General features: G+C 59.4%; 22 protein-coding genes. 19 read left to right on the forward strand and 3 right to left on the reverse strand.

The genetic code is table 11. The features are described from left to right. Positions 1-168: 168 nt before the first annotated feature. Positions 169-369, forward strand: a complete 201-nt coding sequence (locus tag AO064_RS25055; protein WP_064054960.1) for an AbrB/MazE/SpoVT family DNA-binding domain-containing protein — start codon at positions 169-171, stop codon at positions 367-369. Between the two features lie 2 nt (positions 370-371). After that, positions 372-881: a type II toxin-antitoxin system YhaV family toxin gene (locus AO064_RS25060; RefSeq protein WP_064054961.1), complete on the forward strand. Its 510-nt coding sequence runs from the start codon at positions 372-374 to the stop codon at positions 879-881. 58 nt (positions 882-939) lie between these two features. Here the strand turns inward: AO064_RS25060 and dapC are convergent, their stop codons facing one another. The 3 genes from dapC to map form a co-directional block, all read right to left on the reverse strand. Beyond that, on the reverse strand, positions 940-2,136 hold the full coding sequence (dapC, locus tag AO064_RS25065) for a succinyldiaminopimelate transaminase (RefSeq protein ID WP_012722592.1): 1,197 nt from the start codon (positions 2,134-2,136) through the stop codon (positions 940-942). A 159-nt stretch (positions 2,137-2,295) separates the two neighbouring features. Next, positions 2,296-4,998 (reverse strand): [protein-PII] uridylyltransferase, encoded by a 2,703-nt coding sequence (locus AO064_RS25070; RefSeq protein WP_012722593.1) that lies wholly within the window; start codon positions 4,996-4,998, stop codon positions 2,296-2,298. Between the two features lie 60 nt (positions 4,999-5,058). After that, positions 5,059-5,841 carry a type I methionyl aminopeptidase gene (map, locus tag AO064_RS25075; RefSeq protein WP_012722594.1) on the reverse strand — a complete coding sequence of 261 codons (783 nt, stop codon included), beginning with the start codon at positions 5,839-5,841 and terminating at the stop codon, positions 5,059-5,061. 387 nt (positions 5,842-6,228) lie between these two features. Between map and rpsB the strand changes: the two genes are divergently transcribed. The 17 genes from rpsB to AO064_RS25160 all read left to right on the forward strand — a co-directional run bounded on the left by rpsB (position 6,229) and on the right by AO064_RS25160 (position 25,558). Next, on the forward strand, positions 6,229-6,966 hold the full coding sequence (gene rpsB, locus AO064_RS25080; protein WP_003189158.1) for a 30S ribosomal protein S2: 738 nt from the start codon (positions 6,229-6,231) through the stop codon (positions 6,964-6,966). 203 nt (positions 6,967-7,169) lie between these two features. Next, positions 7,170-8,033 (forward strand): translation elongation factor Ts, encoded by an 864-nt coding sequence (tsf, locus tag AO064_RS25085; RefSeq protein ID WP_012722595.1) that lies wholly within the window; start codon positions 7,170-7,172, stop codon positions 8,031-8,033. 211 nt (positions 8,034-8,244) lie between these two features. Then, positions 8,245-8,988: a UMP kinase gene (gene pyrH, locus AO064_RS25090; RefSeq protein ID WP_003172271.1), complete on the forward strand. Its 744-nt coding sequence runs from the start codon at positions 8,245-8,247 to the stop codon at positions 8,986-8,988. Beyond that, positions 8,985-9,542 carry a ribosome recycling factor gene (gene frr / locus AO064_RS25095; protein WP_064054962.1) on the forward strand — a complete coding sequence of 186 codons (558 nt, stop codon included), beginning with the start codon at positions 8,985-8,987 and terminating at the stop codon, positions 9,540-9,542. The genes pyrH and frr overlap by 4 nt, the downstream gene beginning before the upstream one ends. Before the next feature lie 17 nt (positions 9,543-9,559). Then, positions 9,560-10,315 (forward strand): polyprenyl diphosphate synthase, encoded by a 756-nt coding sequence (gene uppS / locus AO064_RS25100; RefSeq protein WP_012722597.1) that lies wholly within the window; start codon positions 9,560-9,562, stop codon positions 10,313-10,315. Next, entirely contained in the window at positions 10,316-11,122 is an 807-nt protein-coding gene (locus AO064_RS25105) for a phosphatidate cytidylyltransferase (RefSeq protein WP_012722598.1), read from the forward strand. Then, positions 11,119-12,309: a 1-deoxy-D-xylulose-5-phosphate reductoisomerase gene (ispC, locus tag AO064_RS25110; protein WP_064054963.1), complete on the forward strand. Its 1,191-nt coding sequence runs from the start codon at positions 11,119-11,121 to the stop codon at positions 12,307-12,309. The genes AO064_RS25105 and ispC overlap by 4 nt, the downstream gene beginning before the upstream one ends. 53 nt (positions 12,310-12,362) lie before the next feature. Further along, on the forward strand, positions 12,363-13,715 hold the full coding sequence (rseP, locus tag AO064_RS25115) for a sigma E protease regulator RseP (protein WP_064054964.1): 1,353 nt from the start codon (positions 12,363-12,365) through the stop codon (positions 13,713-13,715). 74 nt (positions 13,716-13,789) lie between these two features. Then, a complete protein-coding gene (bamA, locus tag AO064_RS25120) occupies positions 13,790-16,177 on the forward strand; it encodes an outer membrane protein assembly factor BamA (RefSeq protein WP_012722601.1) in 2,388 nt (795 codons plus the stop codon). A 45-nt stretch (positions 16,178-16,222) separates the two neighbouring features. Beyond that, positions 16,223-16,726, forward strand: a complete 504-nt coding sequence (locus AO064_RS25125) for an OmpH/Skp family outer membrane protein (RefSeq protein ID WP_003219314.1) — start codon at positions 16,223-16,225, stop codon at positions 16,724-16,726. Positions 16,727-16,729: 3 nt separating this feature from the next. After that, on the forward strand, positions 16,730-17,785 hold the full coding sequence (lpxD, locus tag AO064_RS25130; protein ID WP_012722602.1) for a UDP-3-O-(3-hydroxymyristoyl)glucosamine N-acyltransferase: 1,056 nt from the start codon (positions 16,730-16,732) through the stop codon (positions 17,783-17,785). Positions 17,786-17,896: 111 nt separating this feature from the next. Then, on the forward strand, positions 17,897-18,337 hold the full coding sequence (fabZ, locus tag AO064_RS25135; protein WP_003172281.1) for a 3-hydroxyacyl-ACP dehydratase FabZ: 441 nt from the start codon (positions 17,897-17,899) through the stop codon (positions 18,335-18,337). Further along, positions 18,334-19,110 (forward strand): acyl-ACP--UDP-N-acetylglucosamine O-acyltransferase, encoded by a 777-nt coding sequence (gene lpxA, locus AO064_RS25140; RefSeq protein WP_012722603.1) that lies wholly within the window; start codon positions 18,334-18,336, stop codon positions 19,108-19,110. Before fabZ ends, lpxA begins: the two co-directional genes overlap by 4 nt. A gap of 2 nt (positions 19,111-19,112) precedes the next feature. After that, on the forward strand, positions 19,113-20,252 hold the full coding sequence (lpxB, locus tag AO064_RS25145; protein WP_064054965.1) for a lipid-A-disaccharide synthase: 1,140 nt from the start codon (positions 19,113-19,115) through the stop codon (positions 20,250-20,252). Beyond that, positions 20,249-20,881, forward strand: a complete 633-nt coding sequence (gene rnhB / locus AO064_RS25150) for a ribonuclease HII (RefSeq protein ID WP_046036637.1) — start codon at positions 20,249-20,251, stop codon at positions 20,879-20,881. The genes lpxB and rnhB overlap by 4 nt, the downstream gene beginning before the upstream one ends. 78 nt (positions 20,882-20,959) lie before the next feature. After that, entirely contained in the window at positions 20,960-24,481 is a 3,522-nt protein-coding gene (dnaE, locus tag AO064_RS25155; RefSeq protein ID WP_046036638.1) for a DNA polymerase III subunit alpha, read from the forward strand. A 129-nt stretch (positions 24,482-24,610) separates the two neighbouring features. Continuing rightward, on the forward strand, positions 24,611-25,558 hold the full coding sequence (locus AO064_RS25160) for an acetyl-CoA carboxylase carboxyltransferase subunit alpha (RefSeq protein WP_012722607.1): 948 nt from the start codon (positions 24,611-24,613) through the stop codon (positions 25,556-25,558). The last annotated feature ends 86 nt before the right edge of the window (positions 25,559-25,644 follow it).

Below are 25,644 nucleotides of genomic sequence, written 5' to 3' on the forward strand. Positions count from 1 at the left end.
GGGACGTTGTCGCTCAGGGGCTTTTATAGTGTTAAATGCCCTCCTCGTGATCAATAGTGTTCTACATTGATCCTAAGGTCGTTCAGTGTATTTCAGTGATTGACTCGCTTCAGGCTTGAGCGAATAAATAACTGGATGAAATTAAAGAAAATTTTAAGGAGAGAGGTCATGTCTAAAGGCAATGTCGTCTCGTTTACTGAAAAAAAAGCCGAGTTACAGGCAGGTGCCGGTTTCTTGGAGTTGCTTGATGACGACATCAAAGCAAACCCCGACAGTGTCCTGCCTCTACCACGTGGTTTGGTGAAACGAATTGAAACCCTTCGTGCTCAAGCCGATGCTAATCGGCGTCGTGAGCTACAAGAAGGTTGAGCGTGACCGAAAGTACCGTTCATATCGAAAACGGGTGGGCTCTTTATGCTCACCCGTTTTTCGTTCTGCGCCTTGAGGAGCTCACTGTTGAAATAGAGCGGGCCGCTGCCAGTGATCCAGCTGGTTTTCATCATCACCCTGCGTATAAATTGTTTGATGCTGTGACCTGCAATATTCTGCGTAACGTACCCGCCGATCCTGCGCACCCTTGTTATCGTCAGGGTAAGACCCTCGGTCGTGATTTTCTACATTGGTTCCGGGTTAAAAAGCAGGGCATGCTGCCGCGTTATCGGTTGTTCTTCCAGTTCAGGTCGGATGCGCCAAAGACCATCATTTACGCATGGCTCAATGATGAGCGAACACTGCGAAAGGCGGGTGATAAAAACGACGTTTACGCTGTTTTCACTGCGATGTTGAAAAGCGGAAAGATGCCTAACTCCTTCGCTGAACTTAACGCAGCGCGCGAGGGATTGAACCTTGGCAGCGCGGCGTCAGGTACCGAGATAGAGTAGGGCGCTGTGAAAGTAAGAAGCCCAGCGTGATGCGCTGGGCTTTTTTGTATCTGGCTTATCAGCGCCGCTGAATGAAATCCCGAATCCGCTCAGCTGCTTCCACGCATTCCCCCAGCGGCGCAACCAAGGCCAGGCGCACGCGCCCCGCGCCTGGATTGACACCGTCCACCTCCCGCGACAGGTACGAGCCCGGCACCACGGTCACGTGTTCTTCGACGAACAAGTCGCGGCAGAAGGCCGCATCGTCGCCCTTTACCTTTGGCCACAGGTAGAACCCGCCATCCGGGCTTTGTACGTCCAGCACCGGCTTGAGGATCGCCAGTACGGCGTCGAATTTTTCCCGGTACAGGTCACGGTTGGCCTGCACGTGGGCTTCATCTTGCCAGGCCGCGATGCTGGCCAGTTGGGTTTGCACCGGCATCGCGCAGCCGTGGTAGGTGCGGTACAGCAGGAACCCCTTGAGGATGTCGGCGTCGCCGGCCACGAACCCGGAGCGCAGACCTGGCAGGTTGGAGCGCTTGGACAGGCTGTGGAACACCACGCAACGCTTGAAGTCCTGGCGGCCCAGCTCGACGCAGGCGCTGAGCAGGCCCGGTGGCGGGGTTTGCTCGTCGAAGTACAGCTCGCTGTAGCACTCGTCGGCAGCAATAACGAAGTCGTATTCGTCGGCCAGGGCGATGAGTTTTTTCAGGGTGTCGACCGGGATCAACGCGCCGGTCGGGTTGCCGGGGGAGCACAGGAACAGGATCTGGCAGCGTTTCCAGATGTCCGGCGTCACGGCGTCGAAATCCGGGTTGAAGCCATTGGCGTCCAGGCACGGCAGGTAATGCGGCTTGGCCCCGGCCAGGAACGCGGCGCCTTCGTAGATCTGGTAGAACGGGTTCGGGCTGACCACGAGCGCGTCGTCACCGCGATTGACCACGGTCTGGGTGAAGGCGAACAGCGCCTCGCGGGTGCCGTTGACCGGCAGGATATTGCGCGCCGGGTCGAGCCAGCCCTTGGGCACGTCAAAGCGGCGTTCGCACCAGGCGCCGATGGCCTCGCGCAGGGCCGGGATGCCCAGGGTGGTGGGGTACACCGCCATTTGATCGAGGTTGTTGCTCAGCGCTTCGGCGACAAACGTCGGAGACTTATGCTTGGGCTCACCGATGGACAGCGCGATCGGGCGTTTGTCCGGGTTCGGCGTGACGCTGCCGAGCAGGGCGCGCAGTTTCTCGAACGGATAGGGCTGCAGCTGGTTCAGGGCGTTGTTCATGGAAGTCTCGTTCAATTCGGTTGAAAACATGCGGTCTGCTGGGCGAAGTCATTTAAATGTGGGAGGGGGCTCGCCCCCGATTGCAGTGTGACAGCCAACGCATTTTTATCTGATCCACCGCTATCGGGGGCAAGCCCCCTCCCACACGGGCCCTGTTTTTTAGATAGTCAGGCGTGTCAGTTCCACGCCAGGTTCCTGGGTCACGCTCAATTGCTGGACGATAGCGTCCTGCAGGCGGCGACACAGTTCCGGGTCGGACAGCGGCTGGTTATCGGCATCGGTAATGAAGAACACGTCTTCCACCCGCTCGCCCAAGGTCGCAATCTTGGCATTCTGTAGTGACAAATCGAACTCCAGGAAAATCCCGCCGATCCGCGCCAGCAGGCCAGGGCGGTCCGGTGCGCTGAGCTCCAGCACGGTTACCGGGCGCTGGGCGTCGTTGGAAATGGTCACTTGGGGCGCAAACGCAAAGTGCTTGAGCTGGCGCGGGACCCGGCGCTGGATGATGGTCGGGTAGTCGTCCGGGTTGCGCAGGGCCTCGGTCAGGCCTTCGCGGATCTTCTTCACCCGCACCGGGTTATCGCCGATGGATTCGCCTTCGGTGTCGAGCACGATGTAGGTGTCGAGGGTGAACTGGCTGCTGGAGGTGATGACCCGAGCGTCATGGATGTTCAGGTTGAGTTGGTCCATGGCCGCCACGGTCACAGCGAAGAAGTCGTGCTGGTCGGGGGCGTAGATGAAGATCTGCGTGCCGCCTTCGAATTCGCGCTGGGTGGTTTCCTTGATCAGCACCAGCGGGCCGCCATCGGCGGGCTGTTGCAGGATCGCGTCACTGTGCCAGGCCACGTCGCCGGCGGTGTGGCGCAGGAAGTAGTCGTCACCCAGTTGCGACCACAGTTGCTCGACATCATCCGGGTCGTTGCCGCCGCGCACGAGGATATCCAGGGCGGCGCTCTGGGTGCGGCGGATCTGCTCTTCGCGGTCAACCGGGTTTTCCAGGCCGCGGCGCAGGGCACGCTTGGTCTCGGTGTAGAGCTGGCGCAGCAGGCTGGCGCGCCACGAGTTCCATAACGTCGGGTTGGTGGCGTTGATGTCGGAAACGGTCAGTACGTACAGGTAGTCCAGGCGTGTTTCATCCTCGACTATTCCGGCGAAGTCATGGATCACCTGCGGGTCGGACAAGTCCTTGCGCTGGGCGGTAGTCGACATCACTAGGTGGTTTTGCACCAGCCAGACGATCAGGCGGCTGTCCCACAGCGGCAGTTGGTGACGTTGGCAGAACGCTTCAGCGTCGACCGCGCCGATCTCTGAGTGGTCGCCATGCCGGCCTTTGCCGATATCGTGGTAGAGGCCGGCGAGGTAGATCAGCTCGGGCTTGGGCAGCTTGGCCATGAGTTTGCTGGCCAGCGGGAATTTCTCTGACACCTGGGTGTACTGCAGCTTACGCAGGTGTTTGATCAGGTTCAGGGTGTGGGCGTCCACGGTATAGATGTGGAACAGGTCGTGCTGCATCTGCCCGACGATAAAGCCGAACTCCGGCAAGTAGCGCCCGAGGATGCCGTAACGGTTCATGCGCCGCAGGTTGCGGTGGATGCCGATCTTGCACTTGAACAGCTCGATGAACAGGCTGGTGTTACGGATATCGTTGCGGAAATCGTCGTCGATCAGGTGACGGTTTTCCCGCAGCAGGCGGATGGTGTCGGCGCGCACGCCTTTGATTTCCGGCTGCTGGGCCATCAGCACGAAGATCTCCAGCATGGCGAACGGTGTGCGGCGGAATACATTGTCGTTGCGCGCCTCGATGTAACCGTCGTGCAACTGGAAGCGCGAATTGATCGGTTGCGGCGGCGCCTCGTCTTCGGGGGCCAGGATCACTTCTTCGAAGTGCTGGATGATCAGGTCGCTGAGCTGGGCAATGCTCATGACCACCCGGTAGTACTGCTGCATGAAGCTTTCGATGCTGGTCTTCGCATCCTCGCCCTCAAAGCCCAGCAGGGTGGCGATGGAGCGCTGGTGGTCGAACAGCAGGCGGTCTTCGGAGCGCCCGGCGAGCATGTGCAGGGCATAGCGCACTTTCCAGAGGAACTCCTGGGACGAGGCCAGCAGGGCGTTTTCGCTCTCCACCAGGAAGCCTTCGCCAGCCAGGGCGCGAAGGTTCAGGGTGCCGTACTGGCGACGCGCTACCCACAGAATCGTCTGGATATCCCGCAGCCCGCCCGGCGAGCCCTTGACGTTGGGTTCCAGGTTGTATTCGGTGTCGTTGTATTTGTGGTGCCGGGCCTTTTGCTCGGCACGCTTGGCCAGGAAGAAGTCTTTGCTCGGCCACATGTGTGCGGTGCTGGTCACTTCAAGCATGCGCTGGCGCAGGCGCTCGGGGCCGGCGATGGTACGGCTTTCCATCAGGTTGGTGATCACCGTGAGGTCGGCACGGGCTTCTTCGGCGCATTCATCCACCGAGCGCACGCTCTGGCCGACTTCCAGGCCGATGTCCCACAGCAACGTCAGAAAACGCTCGATGGAATCGCGAAAGATCTCATGATCGGCGCTGTCCAGCAGGATCAGCAGGTCGATGTCGGAGTAGGGGTGCAACTCACCACGACCGTAGCCGCCGACCGCCACCAGGGCGATGTCGGCGTCTTCGCTCCAACTGAACTGTTCCCAAGCTTTTTGCAGGATGTTATCGACGAACCAGGCGCGGTCCTCGATCAGCCGGCGGATATCCCGGCCACTGCGAAAGCGCCCATCGAGCACCTCGCGGGCCTGGCGGATAGCTTTCTTGAACGCAGCTATAGGGCTCGCCTTCAGGGCCAGTTCGGCCTGGAACTGGCCACGGTCGAAGAGTTCGGGATCCACCTGGGGCATCGATCGGCTTTCCTTTCTATCTATCAGTCACAACACGGTTGGGGAAAACCTGGGTGATCCTTACGCGGAAACGCGCGGGATCGTGTCGTCCGCACGCAGGGTGAAGATCTCGTAGCCGGTTTCGGTGACCAGCAGGGTGTGTTCCCACTGGGCCGAGAGCTTGCGGTCCTTGGTGATGGCGGTCCAGCCGTCGCCCAGTACCTTGGTGTCGGCCTTGCCCTGGTTGATCATCGGCTCGATGGTGAAGGTCATGCCTGCCTTGAGCTCCATGCCGGTACCGGCACGGCCGTAGTGCAGGATCTGTGGCTCTTCGTGGAAGACGGTACCGATGCCGTGGCCGCAGAATTCGCGCACCACCGAGAAACCGTTCTTTTCCGCGTGCTTCTGGATCACTTCGCCGATGTCGCCCAGGCGGCAGCCGGGCTTGACGATTTCGATGGCCTTGTACATGCACTCCTGGGTCACCTGCGACAGGCGCTCGGCCCAGACCGGTACGGTGCCGACGTGGAACATGCGGCTGGTGTCGCCGAAATAGCGGTCCTTGATGACGGTGACGTCGATGTTCAGGGTGTCGCCGTCCTTCAACGGCTTGTCACCCGGAATCCCGTGGCAGACCACGTGATTGACCGAGGTGCAGATCGACTTGGGGAAGCCTTTGTAGTTCAGCGGCGCAGGAATGGCGCCCTGCACATTGACGATATAGTCATGGCAGATCTGGTTCAGGGTTTCGGTGGTTACGCCAGGCTTGACGTGCTCGGCGATCATTTCCAGCACGTCGGCAGCCAGTTTGCCGGCGATGCGCATGCCAGCGATGTCTTCGGCGGTTTTCAAGCTAACGGTCATACAGGCTCTCTCTAGCGCGACGCGCTGAAATCAATACGGTTTACGGGCGTGCGACAAAAGGTTACAGAATTCGCACAAGCCTCAAAAAACGCGATTCTAACAGACCATGGCGTCAAATCATGAGCCTCTGATGATCGCTTCTCTCTATAAGGTGGGGGGTTGTTGGCTCTATTCAAAGGGTTGCATGAAAGAGGCTCACGGCAAATGTGATTGCGGGTTCCGTTTTCGCCCTTGCTGTGGTATAAAATGCGCCGCTTTCCGGGGATACCCCGCAAAGCTTAAATCCACACACGTGTCGACACGATGACCTGGGTGCCGGAGGCCTTGATGCCGCTGGTTGGTCATTGGGATACGTGGAGGCCAAACCCGACTTATTAAGGAACTATCATGTCCCAAGTCAACATGCGCGATATGCTGAAGGCCGGTGTGCACTTCGGTCACCAGACCCGTTACTGGAACCCGAAAATGGGTAAATACATTTTCGGCGCGCGTAACAAGATCCACATTATCAACCTTGAAAAAACCCTGCCGATGTTCAACGAAGCACTGACTTTCGTAGAGCGCCTGGCCCAGGGCAAAAACAAGATCCTGTTCGTCGGCACCAAGCGCTCCGCTGGCAAGATCGTTGCTGAAGAAGCAGCACGTTGCGGTTCGCCGTACGTCGATCACCGCTGGTTGGGCGGCATGCTGACCAACTTCAAAACCATCCGTGCTTCCATCAAGCGTCTGCGTGACCTTGAAGTGCAAGCCGAAGACGGTACTTTCGCCAAGCTGACCAAGAAAGAAGCGCTGATGCGCTCCCGTGACCTGGAAAAGCTCGATCGTTCCCTGGGTGGTATCAAGGACATGGGCGGTCTGCCTGACGCACTGTTCGTTATCGACGTTGATCACGAGCGCATCGCGATCACCGAAGCCAACAAGCTGGGCATCCCGGTTATCGGCGTAGTCGATACCAACAGCAGCCCGGAAGGCGTTGACTACATCATCCCAGGCAACGATGACGCAATCCGCGCTATCCAGCTGTACATGGGTTCGATGGCTGACGCTGTAATCCGTGGTCGCAACCACGTTGCTGGTGGTACCGAGCAGTTTGTTGAAGAAGCTCCGGTAGCTGCCGCTGAGTAATTGACGCCCTGGCGTTGACTCAGTAAGCAAAAAGGGGGCTTGGCCCCCTTTTTGCCACCTCGAAAACCATTTGTCGGCTCCCACTTGTGGCAGCGCAACCTAGCGACTGTAACGTGCAGCAGCCTACAAGGGTTATTCGGGAAGAATTGATCGCCCGTTTGATCGGGTGGAATGGTTGAAAACCTATCCAAGAGGATTTTGAAATGGCAGAGATTACTGCAGCGTTGGTTAAAGAACTGCGTGAGCGTACCGGCGAAGGCATGATGGATTGCAAAAAGGCCTTGACCAAGGCCGGCGGCGACATCGAAAAAGCCATCGACGACATGCGTGCCTCCGGCGCCATCAAGGCTGCCAAGAAAGCAGGCAACGTAGCTGCTGAAGGCGCAATCGCTCTGAAAGAAGACGGTAAGTCCGCTGTTCTGCTGGAAGTGAACTCGCAGACCGACTTCCTGGCTCTGCAGGACGACTTCAAGGCATTCGTTGCTGCCAGCGTTGAAAAAGCATTCGCTGACAAGCTGACTGACGCCGCTCCGCTGATCGAAGCTCAAGAAGCTGATCGCCTGGTACTGGTCGGCAAGGTTGGCGAAAACGTCAACATCCGTCGCCTGGTTCGCGTTGAAGGTGATGTTGTCGGCGGTTACCTGCACGGCAACAAAATCGGTGTGGCGGTTGTTCTGAAAGGCGGCAACGTTGAGCTGGCCAAAGACATCGCTATGCACGTAGCGGCCAGCAACCCTGAGTTCCTGCTGCCATCGGAAGTGTCTGCTGACGCAATCGAACGTGAAAAAGCGGTGTTCCTGAGCCTCAACGCTGACAAAATCGCTGGCAAGCCAGAGAACATCGTTGAAAACATGATCAAGGGCCGTATCAGCAAGTTCCTGGCTGAAGCAAGCCTGGTTGAGCAGGCGTTCGTCAAGAACCCTGAGATCAAGGTCGGCGAACTGGCCAAGAAAGCCGGTGCTGAAATCGTTTCCTTCACTTACTTCAAAGTAGGCGAAGGCATCGAGAAGCCGGTCGACAACTTCGCTGAAGAAGTTGCTGCCCAGCTGGCTGCCGCCAAGCAATAAGACAGTCTTCAACTGTCGCCCGAAAGAGGCTGCCCGCTCACGCGCGCAGCCTCTTTTCAAATGGGAAGGTCGATTTTATTTGGCTTCCCCTCGGAACTGGCTTACAAAGCCGTGTTCCGATGGCGCTGTGACAGCGTCCAGCTAGAGTGAACGCAAGCCGTAAAACGGCTCGCCAAGAATTTTTAAAAATACGCCGCAGGAGAGATTCGCAATGGCTCAGCAGGGCAGTGGTTATCAGGCTCGCTATAAACGCATTCTACTCAAGCTTAGCGGCGAGGCCCTGATGGGCTCGGAAGAGTTCGGGATCGATCCCAAAGTGCTCGACCGCATGGCGCTGGAAGTCGGCCAACTGGTCGGTATCGGCGTACAGGTCGGCCTGGTGATCGGCGGCGGTAACCTGTTCCGCGGCGCGGCACTGAGTGCGGCCGGCATGGACCGGGTCACCGGCGATCACATGGGCATGCTGGCCACTGTGATGAACGCCCTGGCCATGCGCGACGCCCTGGAGCGCGCTAATATCTCGGCTATCGTGATGTCGGCTATTTCCATGGTCGGCGTGACCGATCACTATGATCGCCGCAAAGCCATGCGCCACCTGAACGCCAAGGAAGTGGTGATCTTCGCCGCCGGCACGGGTAACCCGTTCTTCACCACCGACTCGGCAGCGTGCCTGCGCGCCATCGAGATCGATGCTGACGTGGTGCTCAAGGCGACCAAGGTAGACGGCGTGTACACCGCAGACCCATTCAAAGACCCGCATGCCGAGAAGTTCGATCATCTGACCTACGATGAAGTCCTGGATCGCAAGCTGGGCGTGATGGACCTGACGGCTATTTGCCTGTGCCGCGACCACAAGATGCCGCTGCGCGTATTTAACATGAACAAGCCCGGCGCCCTGCTGAACATCGTACACGGCGGCGCAGAAGGGACTCTGATCGAGGAAGGCCAACAATGATCAACGAAATCAAGAAAGACGCTCAAGAGCGTATGCAGAAATCCCTGGAGTCTCTGGCGCACGCATTCGGCCAGATTCGTACCGGCAAGGCGCACCCGAGCATCCTGGGTAGCGTGATGGTGCCTTACTACGGCGCAGATACTTCCATCACCCAGGTTGCCAATATCACGGTCAAGGACTCGCGCACCCTGCAGGTCGTGGCCTTCGAGCGCAACATGCTCGGTGCTGTCGACAAGGCGATCCAGAGCGCCGGTCTGAACCTCAACCCTACCAACCTGGGTGAGTTGCTGCTGATCTCCATGCCGGCCCTGACTGAAGAAACCCGTAAGGGCTTCACCAAGCAGGCGCGCAGCGCTGCCGAAGATGCGCGCGTCGCCGTGCGTAACATTCGTCGCGATGCCCTGGGTGACCTGAAGAAACTGGTCAAGGACAAGGAAATCAGTGAAGACGAAGAGCGTCGTGCCACTGCTGATATCGATAAGCTGACCAAGGATGCCGAGGCCCAGATCACTAAGGCCACGGAAGAAAAAGAAAAGGACCTGATGGCCGTATAAGGGGTCAGGACGCCTTCATGGAAAAGACCAAGCAGACTGTACCCTCTGTGGTGCCGCGCCATGTCGCGATCATCATGGATGGGAATAATCGCTGGGCGAAAAAACGCTTTATGCCGGGTGTCGCCGGGCATAAAGCGGGTGTCGATGCGGTACGGGCGGTGATCGAGGTGTGCGCCGAAGCCAAGGTCGAAGTGTTGACCTTGTTCGCGTTCTCCAGTGAAAACTGGCAGCGGCCCGCCGAAGAAGTCAGCGCCTTGATGGACTTGTTCTTCCGGGCGTTGCGTCGTGAGGCCAAGCGCCTCAATGACAACAACATCTGCCTGCGCATCATTGGTGATCGCTCGCGCTTCCATCCGGAACTGCAGGCGGCCATGCGCGAAGCCGAGGCCATTACTGCCGGCGCCAACCGTTTTGTGCTGCAGATCGCAGCCAACTACGGTGGCCAGTGGGATATCGCCCAGGCCGCGCAGCGGCTGGCCCGCGAAGTGCAGGCCGGCCATCTGCGACCCGACGACATCACGCCCGAACTCTTGCAAACCTGCCTGGTAACCGGTGATCTGCCGTTGCCTGACTTGTGCATACGTACCGGTGGTGAGCACCGCATCAGTAATTTCCTGTTGTGGCAGCTGGCCTACACCGAGCTGTACTTCTCCGACCTGTTCTGGCCGGACTTCAAACACGATGCCATGCGTACAGCGCTGGCCGATTTCGCTTCCCGTCAGCGTCGCTTCGGTAAAACGAGTGAGCAGATCGAAGCTGGAGCCCGGGTTTAAATGCTTAAACAACGAATCATCACAGCACTGATCCTGTTGCCGATCGCCTTGTGTGGGTTTTTCCTGCTCGAGGGTTCCGGCTTTGCGCTGTTTATCGGCCTGGTCGTCACCCTGGGTGCCTGGGAATGGGCGCGCCTGGCAGGTTTCAACGCACAGTTGCCGCGGGTGGCCTATGCCGCCGTGGTGGCCGCCTTGGCGTTTCTCTTGTACATCCTGCCCGACATTGCACCTTGGGTGTTGGGTGCGGCAGTACTGTGGTGGGCGCTGGCGACATTCCTGGTGTTGACTTACCCGCGCACCAGCAGTCAATGGTCGAGCGTGGCCTGCAAGTTGGTGATTGGTTTATTGATCCTGCTGCCGGCGTGGCAGGGGCTGATTGAGATCAAGCGTTACCCGATGGGTAACTGGCTGATCCTGGCGGTCATGGTGCTGGTCTGGGGGGCGGATATTGGTGCCTACTTCTCAGGTCGGGCCTTTGGCAAGCGCAAGCTGGCACCGGCGGTCAGTCCGGGCAAGAGCTGGGAGGGTGTATACGGTGGTTTGGCGTTGACGCTGGTGATCGCACTGGTCGTCGGCGTTGTGCGTGGCTGGGCGGTGAAGGACATCTTCCTGGCGCTGGTGGCTACAGCCATCGTCGTGTTTATCTCGGTGGTGGGTGACCTTACCGAAAGCATGTTCAAGCGCCAGGCCGGGATCAAGGACAGCAGCAACCTGCTGCCGGGTCACGGCGGTGTGCTGGACCGCATCGACAGCCTGACTGCTGCCATTCCGATCTTTGCCGTGCTGTTGTGGATGACGGCGTCGTGAGCCGCCTGCAACAAGTGACCGTGCTGGGTGCAACCGGCTCGGTAGGGTTTAGCACCCTGGATGTGATTGCGCGCCATCCTGATCGCTACCAGGTTTTCGCCCTCACCGGGTTTACCCGCATGAGCGAGCTGCTGGCCTTGTGCGTACGCCATGCGCCGCGATTTGCGGTAGTGCCTGAAGCCGCTGCGGCGCGGACGCTGCAGGATGACCTGCGGGCTGCCGGGCTTGCGACTCAGGTGTTGGTCGGGGAGGAGGGGTTGTGCCAAGTCTCGGCCGACGCCGAAGTTGACACGGTGGTCGCCGCTATTGTCGGTGCTGCGGGGTTGCGTCCAACCCTGGCGGCCGTCGACGCCGGCAAGAAGATCCTCTTGGCCAATAAAGAAGCGCTGGTCATGTCCGGCGCGCTCTTCATGCAGGCGGTGCGCAAAAGTGGCGCGGTACTGCTGCCACTCGATAGCGAACACAATGCGATCTTCCAGTGCATGCCCGGCGACTATGCCCGTGGCCTGAGTCAGGTGGGTGTGCGTCGGATCCTGCTGACCGCCTCCGGGGGGCCGTTCCGGAAAACCCCGCTCGCGGAGCTGGAACAGGTGTCGCCCGACCAGGCGTGCGCTCATCCGAACTGGTCCATGGGGCGCAAAATCTCTGTGGATTCGGCGAGCATGATGAACAAGGGGTTGGAACTGATCGAGGCGTGCTGGCTGTTCGATGCGCGGCCTGATCAGGTCGAGGTGGTGATTCACCCGCAAAGTGTGATTCATTCCCTGGTCGACTACGTGGACGGTTCGGTCCTCGCGCAGTTGGGCAACCCCGATATGCGCACCCCGATCGCCAATGCTCTGGCCTGGCCCGAGCGGATCGATTCCGGCGTGGCGCCTTTGGACCTGTTTGCCGTGGCGCGTCTGGACTTCGAAGCGCCCGACGAGCAGCGCTTTCCGTGCCTGCGCCTTGCCCGGCAAGCTGCCGAAGCGGGCAATAGCGCGCCGGCGATGCTGAATGCGGCCAATGAGGTGGCGGTGGCGGCGTTTCTCGAACGGCGCATCCGCTTTCCGCAGATCGCGAGTATCATCGAGGACGTCCTGGCGCTTGAGCCTGTTGTGACGGTGAGCGATCTGGGGGCAGTATTCGAGGCCGATACCAAGGCCCGGGCCCTGGCGGAACAATGGTTGAACCGCAACGTGCGTTAGCCTGTGGGCAGGTTTGAGCCTTGAGGCACTGGATAGGAATGCGGAGAACTTAGATGAGTGCGCTTTACATGATTGTCGGCACCCTGGTTGCTCTGGGTGTGCTGGTTACCTTCCACGAATTCGGCCACTTCTGGGTGGCGCGTCGTTGCGGCGTCAAGGTATTGCGCTTTTCCGTCGGTTTCGGCATGCCGCTGTTGCGCTGGCACGACCGCCGTGGCACCGAGTTCGTGATCGCGGCCATCCCGTTGGGTGGCTACGTCAAGATGCTCGATGAGCGCGAAGGTGAAGTACCGGCAGACCAACTGGACCAATCCTTCAATCGCAAGACCGTTCGTCAGCGTATCGCCATTGTTGCCGCCGGTCCGATCGCCAACTTCCTGTTGGCGATGGTGTTCTTCTGGGTCTTGGCCATGCTGGGCAGCCAGCAGGTGCGTCCGGTCATCGGCGCGGTCGAGTCGGACAGTATCGCCGCCAAGGCTGGGTTGGTTGCTGGGCAAGAAATTGTTTCCATTGATGGCGAACCCACCACGGGGTGGGGCGCGGTCAATTTGCAGTTGGTGCGTCGCCTGGGTGAAAGCGGCACCGTCAACGTGGTGGTGCGCGAGCAGGATTCCACCACCGAAACCCCGCGCGAGCTGGCTCTTGACCACTGGCTCAAGGGCGCTGATGAGCCTGATCCGATCAAGTCTCTGGGCATACGGCCCTGGCGTCCGGCCTTGCCGCCGGTGCTCGCGGAGCTGGACCCGAAAGGCCCGGCCCAGGCTGCAGGCCTGAAAACGGGCGACCGCTTGTTGGCCCTTGATGGCCAGCCGCTGGGTGACTGGCAGCAAGTGGTTGACTTGGTGCGTGTACGTCCTGATACCAAAATTGTGCTGAAAGTTGAGCGCGATGGTGCTCAAATCGACTTCCCTGTGACGCTGTCGGTTCGCGGGGAAGCCAAGGCGGCCGGGGGTTACCTGGGTGCAGGGGTCAAAGGTGTCGATTGGCCGCCATCGATGGTGCGCGAAATCAGCTTCGGGCCGTTGGCTGCCATTGGCGAGGGTGCAAAACGCACTTGGACCATGAGTGTACTGACCCTCGAATCGCTCAAGAAAATGTTGTTCGGCGAGCTCTCGGTAAAAAACTTGAGTGGGCCGATAACCATTGCTAAAGTGGCGGGCGCTTCTGCCCAGTCGGGTGTCGCGGATTTCCTGAATTTCCTGGCTTATCTGAGTATCAGCCTGGGTGTTCTGAATTTGCTGCCCATTCCGGTATTGGATGGGGGGCATCTGTTGTTTTATCTGGTCGAGTGGGCGCGTGGTCGCCCCTTGTCGGATCGGGTGCAGGGTTGGGGGATACAGATCGGTATCAGTTTGGTGGTCGGGGTGATGTTATTAGCCTTGGTCAACGATCTGGGTCGACTGTAACGCTTCGCTGAATTGCGAATCTGCCGCATTTTGCGGCAGTTTGTTTATTGCCAGTTGGAATAAGAAAGGACTTCATGAAACGTCTGCTGCTAACTGCGGTTCTCACCGTATTGATGATCGCCGAAGTTCACGCCGAGTCCTTCACCATCTCCGATATTCGCGTCAACGGCCTCCAGCGGGTTTCCGCGGGTAGCGTCTTTGGTGCCTTGCCGTTGAACGTTGGGGAACAGGCTGATGACCGTCGCCTGGTGGAATCCACTCGTGCGTTGTTCAAAACCGGTTTCTTTCAAGACATCCAACTGGGTCGCGAAGGCAACGTCCTGGTCATCACCGTCGTCGAGCGACCCTCCGTCGCCAGTATCGAGATCGAAGGCAACAAGGCGATCTCGACTGAAGACCTGATGAAGGGCCTCAAGCAATCCGGCCTGGCCGAGGGCGAGATCTTCCAGCGTGCCACCCTTGAAGGTGTGCGTAACGAACTGCAACGCCAGTACGTTGCCCAGGGCCGCTACTCCGCGACCGTGGAAACGGAAGTGGTGCCGCAGCCGCGCAACCGTGTTGGCCTCAAGGTCAACATCAACGAAGGCACCGTGGCCGCGATTCAGCACATCAACGTGGTGGGCAATACCAAGTTTGCTGATGAAGACCTGATCGACCTGTTCGAACTCAAGACCACCAACTGGCTGTCGTTCTTCAAGAACGATGACAAGTACGCCCGTGAAAAACTTTCCGGTGACCTGGAGCGCCTGCGTTCCTACTACCTGGACCGTGGCTATATCAACATGGATATCGCTTCGACCCAGGTGTCCATCACCCCGGACAAGAAACACGTCTACATCACTGTCAACGTCAACGAAGGCGAGAAGTACAAGGTTCGTGACGTGAAGCTGAGTGGCGACCTGAAAGTGCCTGAAGACCAGGTCAAGGCGCTGCTGCTGGTGCAGAAAGACCAAGTGTTCTCGCGCAAGCTGATGACCACCACGTCCGAACTGATCACCCGTCGCCTGGGTAATGAAGGCTATACCTTCGCCAACGTCAACGGTGTGCCGACCCCGCATGATGATGACCACACGGTGGACATCACCTTCGTCGTCGATCCAGGCAAGCGTGCCTACGTGAACCGTATCAACTTCCGGGGCAACACCAAGTCTGCGGACGAAGTGCTGCGCCGTGAAATGCGCCAGATGGAAGGTGGCTGGGCGTCGACTTACCTGATTGACCAGTCCAAGACCCGTCTTGAACGCCTGGGCTTCTTCAAGGAAGTCAACGTCGAAACCCCGGCCGTACCGGGCGTGGATGACCAGGTTGACGTGAACTACGCCGTTGAAGAACAAGCGTCGGGCTCCATCACCGCGAGCGTCGGCTTCGCACAGAGTGCCGGTTTGATCCTTGGTGGTTCGATCACCCAGAACAACTTCCTCGGTACCGGTAACCGAGTGTCCATCGGCCTGACCCGAAGCGAATACCAGAGCCGATATAACTTCAGTTATACCGACCCTTACTGGACTGCCGACGGTGTGAGCCTGGGCTACAACGCCTTCTACCGCACCACCGACTACAAAGACCTCGACGTTGACGTAGCAAGCTACGCAATCGACAGCCTCGGTGCCGGTGTCAACGTGGGTTACCCGATCAGTGAGACCTCGCGTCTGACCTTCGGCCTGACCGCGCAGCAGGATGAAATCAAGACCGGTGTGTACACCGTGGACGAGATCTTCGACTTTACCCGTCGCGAAGGCGACAAGTTCCTGAACTTCAAGGCGTCTGCCGGCTGGTCCGAGTCGACCCTGAACAAAGGCGTACTGGCGACCCGTGGCCACTCCCAGAGCCTGACCCTGGAAACCACCACGCCGGGCAGCGACCTGTCGTTCTTCAAACTCGACTACCGTGGCCAGCTGTTCCAGCCATTGAGCGACAACTACACCATGCGCCTGCACACTGAGCTGGGCTATGGCGATGGTTATGGTTCTACCAATGGCTTGCCGTTCTATGAAAACTACTATGCTGGTGGTTTCAACTCGGTACGTGGCTTCAAGGACAGCACCTTGGGTCCGCGTGGTACGCCAAGCCGTGGTGTGGGTGTGACCGGTAACCAAGGCACTGTGGCCGACTCCGACAACGACCCGCTGCCGTTCGGTGGTAACGTCTTGATCCAGGGTGGCGCGGAAATCCTGTTCCCACTGCCGTTCGTGAAAGATCAGCGTTCACTGCGTACGTCGGTCTTCTGGGACGTGGGTAACGTGTTCGATTCCAAGTGCGAGCAGATCAAAAACCCGAGTGGCGTGAAGTCCAACACTCAGTGCAACGACGTGAGCCTCAGCAACCTGGCAAGCTCCGTGGGTGTGGGTGTGACCTGGGTGACTGCACTTGGCCCATTGAGCTTTGCTCTGGCCATGCCGATCAAGAAACCGGACAACGCTGAAACCCAGATTTTCCAATTCTCCCTCGGCCAGACGTTCTAAGCGTCTGACCCAAGATAACGACAACGGATTCTGTAGGAGTGCATCGTGCGTAAGTTGACTCAATTGGTTCTGCTGGCAACCGTGCTGGTAGCGACCCCGGCCTTCGCCGAAATGAAAATCGCCGTCCTGAACTATCAGATGGCCCTGCTGGAATCGGACGCGGCCAAGAAGTACGCCGTGGATGCCGAGAAAAAATTCGGTCCGCAACTGACCAAGCTCAAGACCCTGGAAAGCAGCGCCAAGGGCATCCAGGACCGCCTGGTAGCCGGTGGCGACAAGATGCAACAAGGGGAGCGCGAGCGTCTGGAGCTTGAGTTCAAGCAAAAGGCCCGTGACTACCAGTTCCAGTCCAAAGAGCTGAACGAAGCCAAAGCGGTTGCTGACCGTGAAATGCTGAAACAGTTGAAGCCGAAACTCGACAGCGCTGTGGAAGAAGTCATCAAGAAAGGTGCCTTTGACCTGGTGTTCGAGCGTGGCGCGGTAATCGACGTCAAGCCTCAATACGACATCACCCGCCAGGTGATCGAGCGCATGAACCAGCTGAAGTAAGCCATGACCGCGACTATCAAGCTCGGCGAGTTGGCCGAGTTCCTGGGGGCCACCTTGCGTGGCTCCCCGGAGAAGGAAATCACTGGGCTAGCCACCTTGCAGGAGGCTGGCCCAGCTCAGTTGAGCTTCCTCGCAAACCCCCAATACCGTAAATACCTGGTCGACAGCCAAGCCGCCGCCGTGTTGCTGAAAGCGGCTGACGCCGAAGGGTTTGCCGGGGATGCGCTGGTGGTGGCTGACCCGTACCTGGCGTATGCCCGGGTGTCGCACCTGTTCGATCCTAAGCCCAAGGCAGCGGCCGGTGTTCATCCGTCTGCGGTGATCGCCGATGATGCCCAGGTTGACCCTGCGGCCAGCATCGGTGCCTTTGCGGTGGTCGAGAGCGGCGCGCGCATTGCGGCGGGTGTCACCGTTGGGGCCCATTGCTTTATCGGTGCGCGCTGCGAGATCGGCGCCGACGGTTGGCTGGCACCGCGCGTGACCCTGTACCACGATGTGCGTATCGGCGAACGTGTGGTCATCCAGTCGGGTGCCGTGATCGGCGGTGAAGGCTTTGGTTTTGCCAACGCCAAGGGCATCTGGAACAAGATTGCCCAGGTCGGCGGCGTATTGATCGGCGACGACGTGGAAATTGGCGTGAACACCGCTGTCGATCGCGGGGCCCTGGCCGATACCGTGATCGGTAACGGCGTGAAGCTCGACAACCAGATCCAGATCGCCCACAACGTGCAGATTGGCGATCACACCGCCATGGCGGCGTGCGTGGGCATCTCCGGCAGCACCAAAATCGGTAAGCATTGCATGCTCGCCGGTGGCGTAGGGCTGGTGGGGCATATTGATATTTGCGACAACGTCTTCATCACCGGGATGACCATGGTGACCCACTCGATTACCGAGCCAGGTGCCTATTCTTCCGGTACCGCCATGCAGCCTGCGGCTGAATGGCGCAAGAGTGCAGCGCGGTTGAGGCAGCTCGACGACATGGCTCGGCGTCTCAAACAGCTGGAAAAGCGTGTTGGGGACGTGACCCCTGGCGGTAATGCTTCATCAGAAGGCTGATACCATTTCCATATCAAGTGTGCACAGCCGCTAGACTGCCTCCTTGATTTGCTAGCGGGGCGTGCGTTTAGTTCGCCCGCCCCCAATCTTTATTACAGGCTTCCCCCCGAAATGATGGACATCAACGAGATTCGCGAATACCTGCCTCACCGTTACCCGTTCCTGCTGGTGGACCGCGTAGTGGACCTCAATGTCGAGGAAAAGCGCATTCGTGCCTACAAGAATGTCAGCATCAACGAACCGTTCTTCAATGGTCACTTTCCTGCACACCCCATCATGCCGGGCGTGTTGATCATCGAAGCGATGGCCCAGGCTGCCGGTATCCTTGGTTTCAAAATGCTTGACCTCAAGCCTGCCGACGGCACGCTTTACTATTTCGTGGGCTCCGACAAGTTGCGTTTCCGCAACCCGGTTACCCCGGGTGACCAGCTGATCCTGGAAGCCAAGTTCATCAGCTGCAAGCGCCAGATCTGGAAGTTCGAATGCCAGGCCTCGGTGGACGGCAAGCCGGTGTGCTCCGCTGAGATCATCTGTGCGGAACGCAAACTATGAGTTTGATTGACCCTCGCGCAATCATCGATCCGTCGGCCGTACTGGCCGCCGACGTTGAGGTCGGCCCTTGGTCGATCATCGGCGCAGGTGTGGAAATCGGCGAGGGGACTGTCATCGGGCCGCACGTGATCCTCAAAGGTCCGACCCGCATTGGCAAACACAATCGCATCTACCAGTTCTCCTCGGTAGGCGAAGACACCCCGGACATGAAGTACAAGGGTGAAGAGACGCGCCTGGTAATCGGTGATCACAACATCATCCGTGAAGGCGTGACCATTCACCGTGGCACCGTGCAGGATCGGGCCGAAACCACGCTGGGTGATCACAACCTGGTCATGGCCTATGCCCATATCGGCCACGACAGCGTCATCGGCAACCACTGCATCCTGGTCAACAACACCGCGTTGGCGGGCCATGTGCACGTTGACGATTGGGCGATCCTGTCCGGGTTCACCCTGGTGCATCAGTATTGCCATATCGGCGCCCACAGCTTTTCCGGCATGGGCACCGCTATCGGTAAGGATGTTCCGGCGTTCGTCACGGTATTCGGCAACCCGGCCGAAGCCCGCAGCATGAATTTCGAAGGCATGCGCCGTCGCGGTTTCAGCGAAGAAGCCATCCACGCCCTGCGCCGCGCCTACAAGGTGGTTTACCGCCAAGGGCTCACGGTCGACCAGGCATTGACCCAACTGCTCGAGCCGGCAGCGTTGTTCCCGGAAGTCGCGGTGTTCCGTGACTCGATCCAGGCGTCGACTCGCGGTATCACCCGCTAATCATGGCTAATCTGCGTATCGCGCTGGTGGCCGGGGAAGCTTCCGGCGACATTCTGGGCGCAGGTCTTATGCGGGCCCTCAAGGCCCAGCATCCGGCGGTGCAATTTATCGGTGTCGGCGGCCCGCTGATGCAGGCTGAAGGGCTTACGTCCTACTTCCCCATGGAGCGCTTGTCGGTCATGGGGTTGGTTGAGGTGCTGGGGCGCCTGCGCGAGCTGTTGGCCCGTCGCAAGCTGCTGATCCAGACCTTGATCGAAGAAAAGCCTGATGTGTTCATCGGGATCGACGCGCCGGACTTCACCCTCACTCTCGAACTCAAGTTGCGTCAGGCCGGCATCAAGACCGTGCACTACGTCAGCCCCTCCGTTTGGGCGTGGCGGCAGAAGCGCGTGCTCAAGATCCGTGAGGGCTGCGACCTGATGCTGACCCTGCTGCCGTTCGAAGCCCGGTTCTATGAAGAAAAGGGCGTGCCGGTACGGTTTGTCGGGCATACCCTGGCCGACACCATTCCCTTGGAGGCTGACCGCACGGCAGCACGTGCCGAGCTGGGCTTGCCAGACGGCCCGTTGGTAGCGTTGATGCCAGGCAGCCGTGGAGGTGAAGTCGGCCGCCTGGCCTCGGTGTTTTTCGACGCCGCCGAGCGTCTGCAGGCGCTGAAGCCAGGCGTACGTTTCGTGCTGCCCTGCGCCAGCCCGCAACGTCGTGTGCAGATCGAAACACTGCTGGAAGGTCGCAACCTGCCGTTGACCTTGCTCGATGGCCAGTCGCACCTGGCCCTGGCGGCCTGCGATGCGGTACTGATCGCTTCGGGCACGGCCACCCTCGAGGCCTTGCTGTACAAGCGCCCGATGGTCGTGGCCTACCGCCTGGCGCCGCTGACTTTCTGGATTCTCAAGCGCATGGTCAAAAGTCCCTACATCTCCTTGCCCAACCTGCTGGCCCAACGCCTGTTGGTGCCGGAGTTTTTGCAGGACGATGCAACGCCGGAGGCCCTCGCGCAAACCCTACTACCCTTGATCGACGGTGGCGAAGAGCAGACCCGTGGTTTCGACGACATCCACCGCACCCTGCGTCGTGATGCGTCGAACCAGGCGGCCGACGCCGTGTTGAGCTTGATCGGCCAGAAACAGGAAGCCTTATGAAGACGCAAATGGGCCTGGATTTCAGCCTGGTTGCCCAAGCCCACGAGCTGGTGGCCGGTGTTGACGAAGTAGGGCGCGGGCCTTTGTGTGGTGCCGTGGTCACGGCGGCGGTGATTCTTGATCCGAACCGTCCGATCCTCGGCCTCAACGACTCGAAGAAGCTCACTGAAGCGCGCCGCGAAAAGCTCTACGACGAGATCTGTGAGAAAGCACTGAGCTGGCATATCGCCCGCGCCGAAGTCGAAGAAATCGACGAACTGAACATTCTGCACGCCACCATGCTGGCCATGCAGCGTGCGGTCGAGGGGCTGCACATCACCCCGAAAATGGCGATGATCGACGGCAACCGCTGCCCCAAGCTGGCCATGCCTTCCGAAGCGGTGGTCAAGGGAGATAGCAAGGTGCCGGCCATCGCCGCTGCCTCGATCCTGGCCAAAGTCAGCCGTGACCGGGAAATGGCCGCGTTCGAATTGATCTACCCCGGCTACGGCATTGGCGGTCATAAAGGCTACCCGACGCCCGTTCATCTGGAAGCCCTGGCTCGCCTTGGCCCGACGCCGATCCACCGCCGCTCGTTCGCCCCTGTGCGCCAGGCCTACGAGCTGCGCGAGAGCCTCAGCGAGGTGTAGTCGCGTAGGCTGATGTTTTGCTCAAGGCCCGGTACAATCCCGGGCCTTGTTGTTTCTAAGTTTCTAGACAGGATCACTATGCCGGCTTCATTCGTTCACCTACGCCTGCACACTGAATACTCCCTGGTCGACGGCCTGGTACGGATCAAACCGCTGGTCAAAACCCTGGTGGGCATGAACATGCCTGCGGTCGCGGTTACCGATCAGAACAATATGTGTTCCCTGGTCAAGTTCTACAAGAACGCCATGGGCGCCGGCATCAAGCCGATCTGTGGCGCCGACCTGTGGCTGTCCAACAAAGACCCGGATAACCCCCTGAGCCGCATCAGCCTGTTGGCGATGAACGGCGTGGGCTATCGCAACCTCACCGAACTGATTTCCCGGGGTTTCATCGACGGCCAGCGCAATGGCTCGATCATCATCGAGCGTGAATGGGTCGCCGAGGCCAGCGAAGGCCTGATCATGCTGTCGGCCGCCAAAGAGGGCGAGATCGGTATCGCGCTACTGGGCGGCAACCCGCAGGAAGCCGAAGTGCTGGCGCGCGAATGGATGCAGGTCTTCCCGGACCGTTTCTACCTCGAAATCCAGCGCACCAATCGCCCCAACGACGAAGAACACCTGCACGCCGCGGTAGCCCTGGCCGACAAGCTGGGCGCGCCGCTGGTGGCGACCAACGATGTGCGCTTCATCAAGAAGGAAGACTTCGAAGCCCACGAAACCCGTGTGTGCATCGGCGAAGGCCGGGCCCTGGATGACCCGCGTCGCTCGAAGAACTACAGCGAAGAGCAATACCTCAAAAGCGCCGACGAGATGGCCGAGCTGTTCAGCGACCTGCCCGAGGCCTTGGAAAACTCGGTAGAGATCGCGAAGCGCTGCAACATCGAGGTCAAGTTGGGCAAGCACTTCCTGCCCAACTTCCCGATTCCCGATGGCATGACCATCGATGAGTACTTCCGCAAGGTCTCGTTCGATGGCCTGGAAGAGCGTTTGTCTGTCCTGCTGCCCAAGGACACCACCGAGGATTACGACGCCAAGCGCCAGGTTTATGTCGACCGGCTGAATTTCGAGCTGGATATCATCATCCAGATGGGATTCCCCGGTTACTTCCTGATCGTAATGGACTTTATCCAGTGGGCCAAAAGCAACGGCGTACCGGTTGGTCCGGGCCGGGGGTCAGGTGCCGGCTCGCTGGTCGCCTATGTGCAGAAGATCACCGACCTTGACCCGCTGGAATATGACCTGCTGTTCGAACGGTTCCTGAACCCGGAACGGGTCTCCATGCCCGACTTCGACGTCGACTTCTGCATGGACGGCCGTGACCGCGTGATCGAATACGTGGCCGAGAAATATGGCCGCAACGCGGTCAGCCAGATCATCACCTTCGGCTCCATGGCGGCCAAGGCTGTAATCCGCGACGTAGCGCGGGTGCAGGGCAAGTCCTACGGCCTGGCGGATCGCCTGTCGAAGATGATCCCATTCGAAGTCGGCATGACCCTGGAGAAAGCCTACGAGCAGGAAGAAATCCTGCGCGACTTTATCAAGGTCGACGAAGAAGCCGCCGAAATCTGGGACATGGCGCGCAAGCTCGAAGGTGTGGTGCGTAACGTCGGTAAACACGCCGGTGGCGTGGTTATTGCGCCGACCAAGCTCACGGACTTTTCGCCGATCTATTGCGACGAAGAGGGCGGTGGCCTGGTTACCCAGTTCGACAAAGACGACGTGGAGGCGGCCGGCCTGGTGAAGTTCGACTTCCTTGGCCTGCGGACCCTGACGATCATCGACTGGGCGCTCAAGACCATCAACCGTGACCGCGCCAAGGTCAATGAAGAGCCGCTGGATATCGCGTTTATCCCGCTGGACGACAAGCCAACCTACAGCCTGCTGCAAAAAGCCGAAACCACGGCTGTGTTCCAGCTTGAATCACGGGGTATGAAAGAGCTGATCAAAAAGCTCAAACCCGACTGCCTGGAAGACTTGATCGCACTGGTGGCCCTGTTCCGTCCGGGCCCGCTGCAATCGGGCATGGTGGATGACTTCATCAACCGTAAGCACGGTCGCGCCGAACTGGCCTACCCGCACTCGGACTACCAGTACGAAGGTCTCAAGCCGGTACTGGCGCCGACCTACGGCATCATCCTGTATCAGGAACAGGTGATGCAGATCGCCCAGGTGATGGCCGGTTATACCCTGGGCGGTGCGGACATGCTGCGTCGCGCCATGGGTAAGAAAAAACCCGAGGAAATGGCCAAGCAACGTGGCGGTTTCATCGAAGGTTGCGCGACCAACAATATCGACGCCGATCTTGCGGGTAACATCTTCGACCTGGTAGAAAAATTCGCCGGTTATGGTTTCAACAAATCCCACTCCGCCGCCTACGGCCTGGTGTCGTACCAGACCGCCTGGCTGAAAGCCCACTACCCGGCGCCGTTCATGGCCGCGGTACTCTCGGCGGATATGCACAACACCGACAAGGTCGTGACCTTGATCGAGGAAGTGCGCACCATGAAGCTGCGCCTCGACGCGCCGGACGTGAACGCCTCGGAGTTCAAGTTCACCGTGAACGACGAAGGCCGCATCATTTACGGTCTGGGTGCGATCAAAGGCGTGGGCGAAGGCCCGGTGGAAGCTATCACCGAAGCGCGTCAGGACGGGCCGTTCAAGGACCTGTTCGACTTCTGCGCACGGGTTGACCTCAAGCGCATCAACAAGCGGACACTCGATGGCCTGATCCGCAGCGGTGCACTCGATCGTCTCGGTCCGTATTTCCATGATGAGCCCAAGGCTTACCAGGCGAATATCGACCGTAACCGCGCCGTGCTGCTCGCCGCCATGGAAGAAGCGATCAAGGCCGCCGAGCAAACCGCCCGAACCCACGACAGCGGCCACGCCGACCTGTTTGGCGGTTTGTTCGTCGAAGAAGATGCGGACGTATACGGCAACCATCGCAAGGCCAAGGACCTGACCCTCAAGGAGCGTCTCAAGGGCGAGAAAGACACCTTGGGCCTGTACCTCACCGGTCACCCGATTGACGAATACGAAGGGGAAATCCGCCGGTTCGCCCGTCAACGCATCATCGACCTGAAGCCTGCGCGGGACACTCAGACCGTTGCCGGCATGATCATCGCCCTGCGGGTGATGAAGAATAAAAAGGGCGACAAGATGGGCTTTATCACCCTCGACGACCGTTCGGGCCGTATCGAAGCGTCGCTGTTTGCCGACGCGTTCCACTCCGCGCAGTCGCTGCTGCAGACCGACGCGATGGTGGTGGTGGAAGGGGAGGTCAGCAACGATGACTTCTCCGGCGGCCTGCGCCTGCGCATCAAGCGGGTGATGAGCATGGAAGATGCGCGCACCAATTTGGCCGAAAGCCTGCGTTTGAAGGTGAAAACCGAAGCGCTCAAGGGCGATCAGCTACGCTGGTTGGGCGACCTGCTCAAACGCCACCGTGGCGCGTGCCCGGTGACCATGGAGTACACCGGCAATGACGCCAAGGCCATGTTGCAGTTCGGCGAGAGCTGGCGAATTGATCCCGCTGACGGCTTGATTCAAGCTTTGCGTGACCAGTTCGGGCGAGACAACGTCTTCCTCCAATACCGTTGACGGTCAGATGTGTCTGATCTCGACTAAACATTTAATCTCGACCTAAACGCGCCTCTCCCTTAAGGTAGGGCGCGAATAGACAACCGGCTGGCCAGGCACGCCCTGGCCGTCGACCCAAGACGGACGCTTATGAACCCGAATTTTCTTGATTTCGAACAGCCGATCGCTGACCTGCAAGCCAAGATCGAAGAACTGCGCCTGGTCGGCAATGACAATTCGCTGAACATCGGCGATGAGATCGCTCGCCTGCAAGACAAGAGCAGCACGCTCACCGAAGACATCTTCGGCAAGCTGACCAGCTGGCAGATCGCGCGCCTGGCCCGCCACCCGCGCCGTCCGTACACCCTGGACTACATTCAGCACATCTTCACCGAGTTCGACGAGCTGCATGGCGATCGCCACTTCTCCGACGACGCCGCCATCGTGGGCGGTATCGCTCGCCTGGACGACCAGCCGGTGATGGTGATTGGTCACCAGAAAGGCCGTGAAGTGCGTGAGAAAGTCCGCCGTAATTTCGGCATGCCGCGCCCGGAAGGCTACCGCAAGGCGTGCCGCCTGATGGAAATGGCCGAGCGCTTCAAGATGCCGATCCTGACCTTCATCGACACCCCGGGTGCCTACCCAGGTATCGACGCCGAAGAGCGCAACCAGAGCGAGGCTATCGCCTGGAACCTGCGCGTCATGTCACGCCTGAAAACCCCGATCATCGCCACGGTAATCGGCGAAGGTGGTTCCGGCGGCGCCCTGGCCATTGGTGTTTGCGACCAACTGAACATGCTGCAATATTCGACCTACGCGGTGATCTCGCCGGAAGGTTGCGCTTCGATCCTGTGGAAAACCGCTGAAAAGGCGCCGGACGCTGCCGAAGCCATGGGGATCACCGCCGATCGCCTCAAGGGCCTGGGCATCGTCGATAAAGTCATCGCCGAGCCATTGGGTGGCGCACACCGCGACCCGGCTGCCGCTGCCGCAACTATCCGTGGTGAGCTGGCTTCGCAACTGGCGATGCTCAAGAAGCTGGATAACGAAGCCTTGCTGGCCCGTCGTTATGAGCGCCTGATGAGCTACGGTCTCTAAGACCAACGCACTACCAAAATGTGGGAGGGGGCTTGCCCCCGATTGCTGAGTGTCAGTCAATGTATCCAGTGACTGACCCACCGCTA

This window comes from Pseudomonas marginalis (assembly GCF_001645105.1).
Classification (GTDB): domain Bacteria; phylum Pseudomonadota; class Gammaproteobacteria; order Pseudomonadales; family Pseudomonadaceae; genus Aquipseudomonas; species Aquipseudomonas petroselini.

Excerpts from the sequence above, each read along its gene's own strand:
- AO064_RS25055 (WP_064054960.1), top strand. The coding sequence starts at position 169 with ATGTCTAAAGGCAATGTCGTCTCGTTTACTGAAAAAAAAGCCGAGTTA.
- dapC (WP_012722592.1), bottom strand. The coding sequence starts at position 2,136 with ATGAACAACGCCCTGAACCAGCTGCAGCCCTATCCGTTCGAGAAACTG.
- AO064_RS25070 (WP_012722593.1), bottom strand. The coding sequence starts at position 4,998 with ATGCCCCAGGTGGATCCCGAACTCTTCGACCGTGGCCAGTTCCAGGCC.
- map (WP_012722594.1), bottom strand. The coding sequence starts at position 5,841 with ATGACCGTTAGCTTGAAAACCGCCGAAGACATCGCTGGCATGCGCATC.
- rpsB (WP_003189158.1), top strand. The coding sequence starts at position 6,229 with ATGTCCCAAGTCAACATGCGCGATATGCTGAAGGCCGGTGTGCACTTC.
- tsf (WP_012722595.1), top strand. The coding sequence starts at position 7,170 with ATGGCAGAGATTACTGCAGCGTTGGTTAAAGAACTGCGTGAGCGTACC.
- pyrH (WP_003172271.1), top strand. The coding sequence starts at position 8,245 with ATGGCTCAGCAGGGCAGTGGTTATCAGGCTCGCTATAAACGCATTCTA.
- frr (WP_064054962.1), top strand. The coding sequence starts at position 8,985 with ATGATCAACGAAATCAAGAAAGACGCTCAAGAGCGTATGCAGAAATCC.
- uppS (WP_012722597.1), top strand. The coding sequence starts at position 9,560 with ATGGAAAAGACCAAGCAGACTGTACCCTCTGTGGTGCCGCGCCATGTC.
- AO064_RS25105 (WP_012722598.1), top strand. The coding sequence starts at position 10,316 with ATGCTTAAACAACGAATCATCACAGCACTGATCCTGTTGCCGATCGCC.
- rseP (WP_064054964.1), top strand. The coding sequence starts at position 12,363 with ATGAGTGCGCTTTACATGATTGTCGGCACCCTGGTTGCTCTGGGTGTG.
- bamA (WP_012722601.1), top strand. The coding sequence starts at position 13,790 with ATGAAACGTCTGCTGCTAACTGCGGTTCTCACCGTATTGATGATCGCC.
- lpxD (WP_012722602.1), top strand. The coding sequence starts at position 16,730 with ATGACCGCGACTATCAAGCTCGGCGAGTTGGCCGAGTTCCTGGGGGCC.
- fabZ (WP_003172281.1), top strand. The coding sequence starts at position 17,897 with ATGATGGACATCAACGAGATTCGCGAATACCTGCCTCACCGTTACCCG.
- lpxA (WP_012722603.1), top strand. The coding sequence starts at position 18,334 with ATGAGTTTGATTGACCCTCGCGCAATCATCGATCCGTCGGCCGTACTG.
- lpxB (WP_064054965.1), top strand. The coding sequence starts at position 19,113 with ATGGCTAATCTGCGTATCGCGCTGGTGGCCGGGGAAGCTTCCGGCGAC.
- rnhB (WP_046036637.1), top strand. The coding sequence starts at position 20,249 with ATGAAGACGCAAATGGGCCTGGATTTCAGCCTGGTTGCCCAAGCCCAC.
- dnaE (WP_046036638.1), top strand. The coding sequence starts at position 20,960 with ATGCCGGCTTCATTCGTTCACCTACGCCTGCACACTGAATACTCCCTG.
- AO064_RS25160 (WP_012722607.1), top strand. The coding sequence starts at position 24,611 with ATGAACCCGAATTTTCTTGATTTCGAACAGCCGATCGCTGACCTGCAA.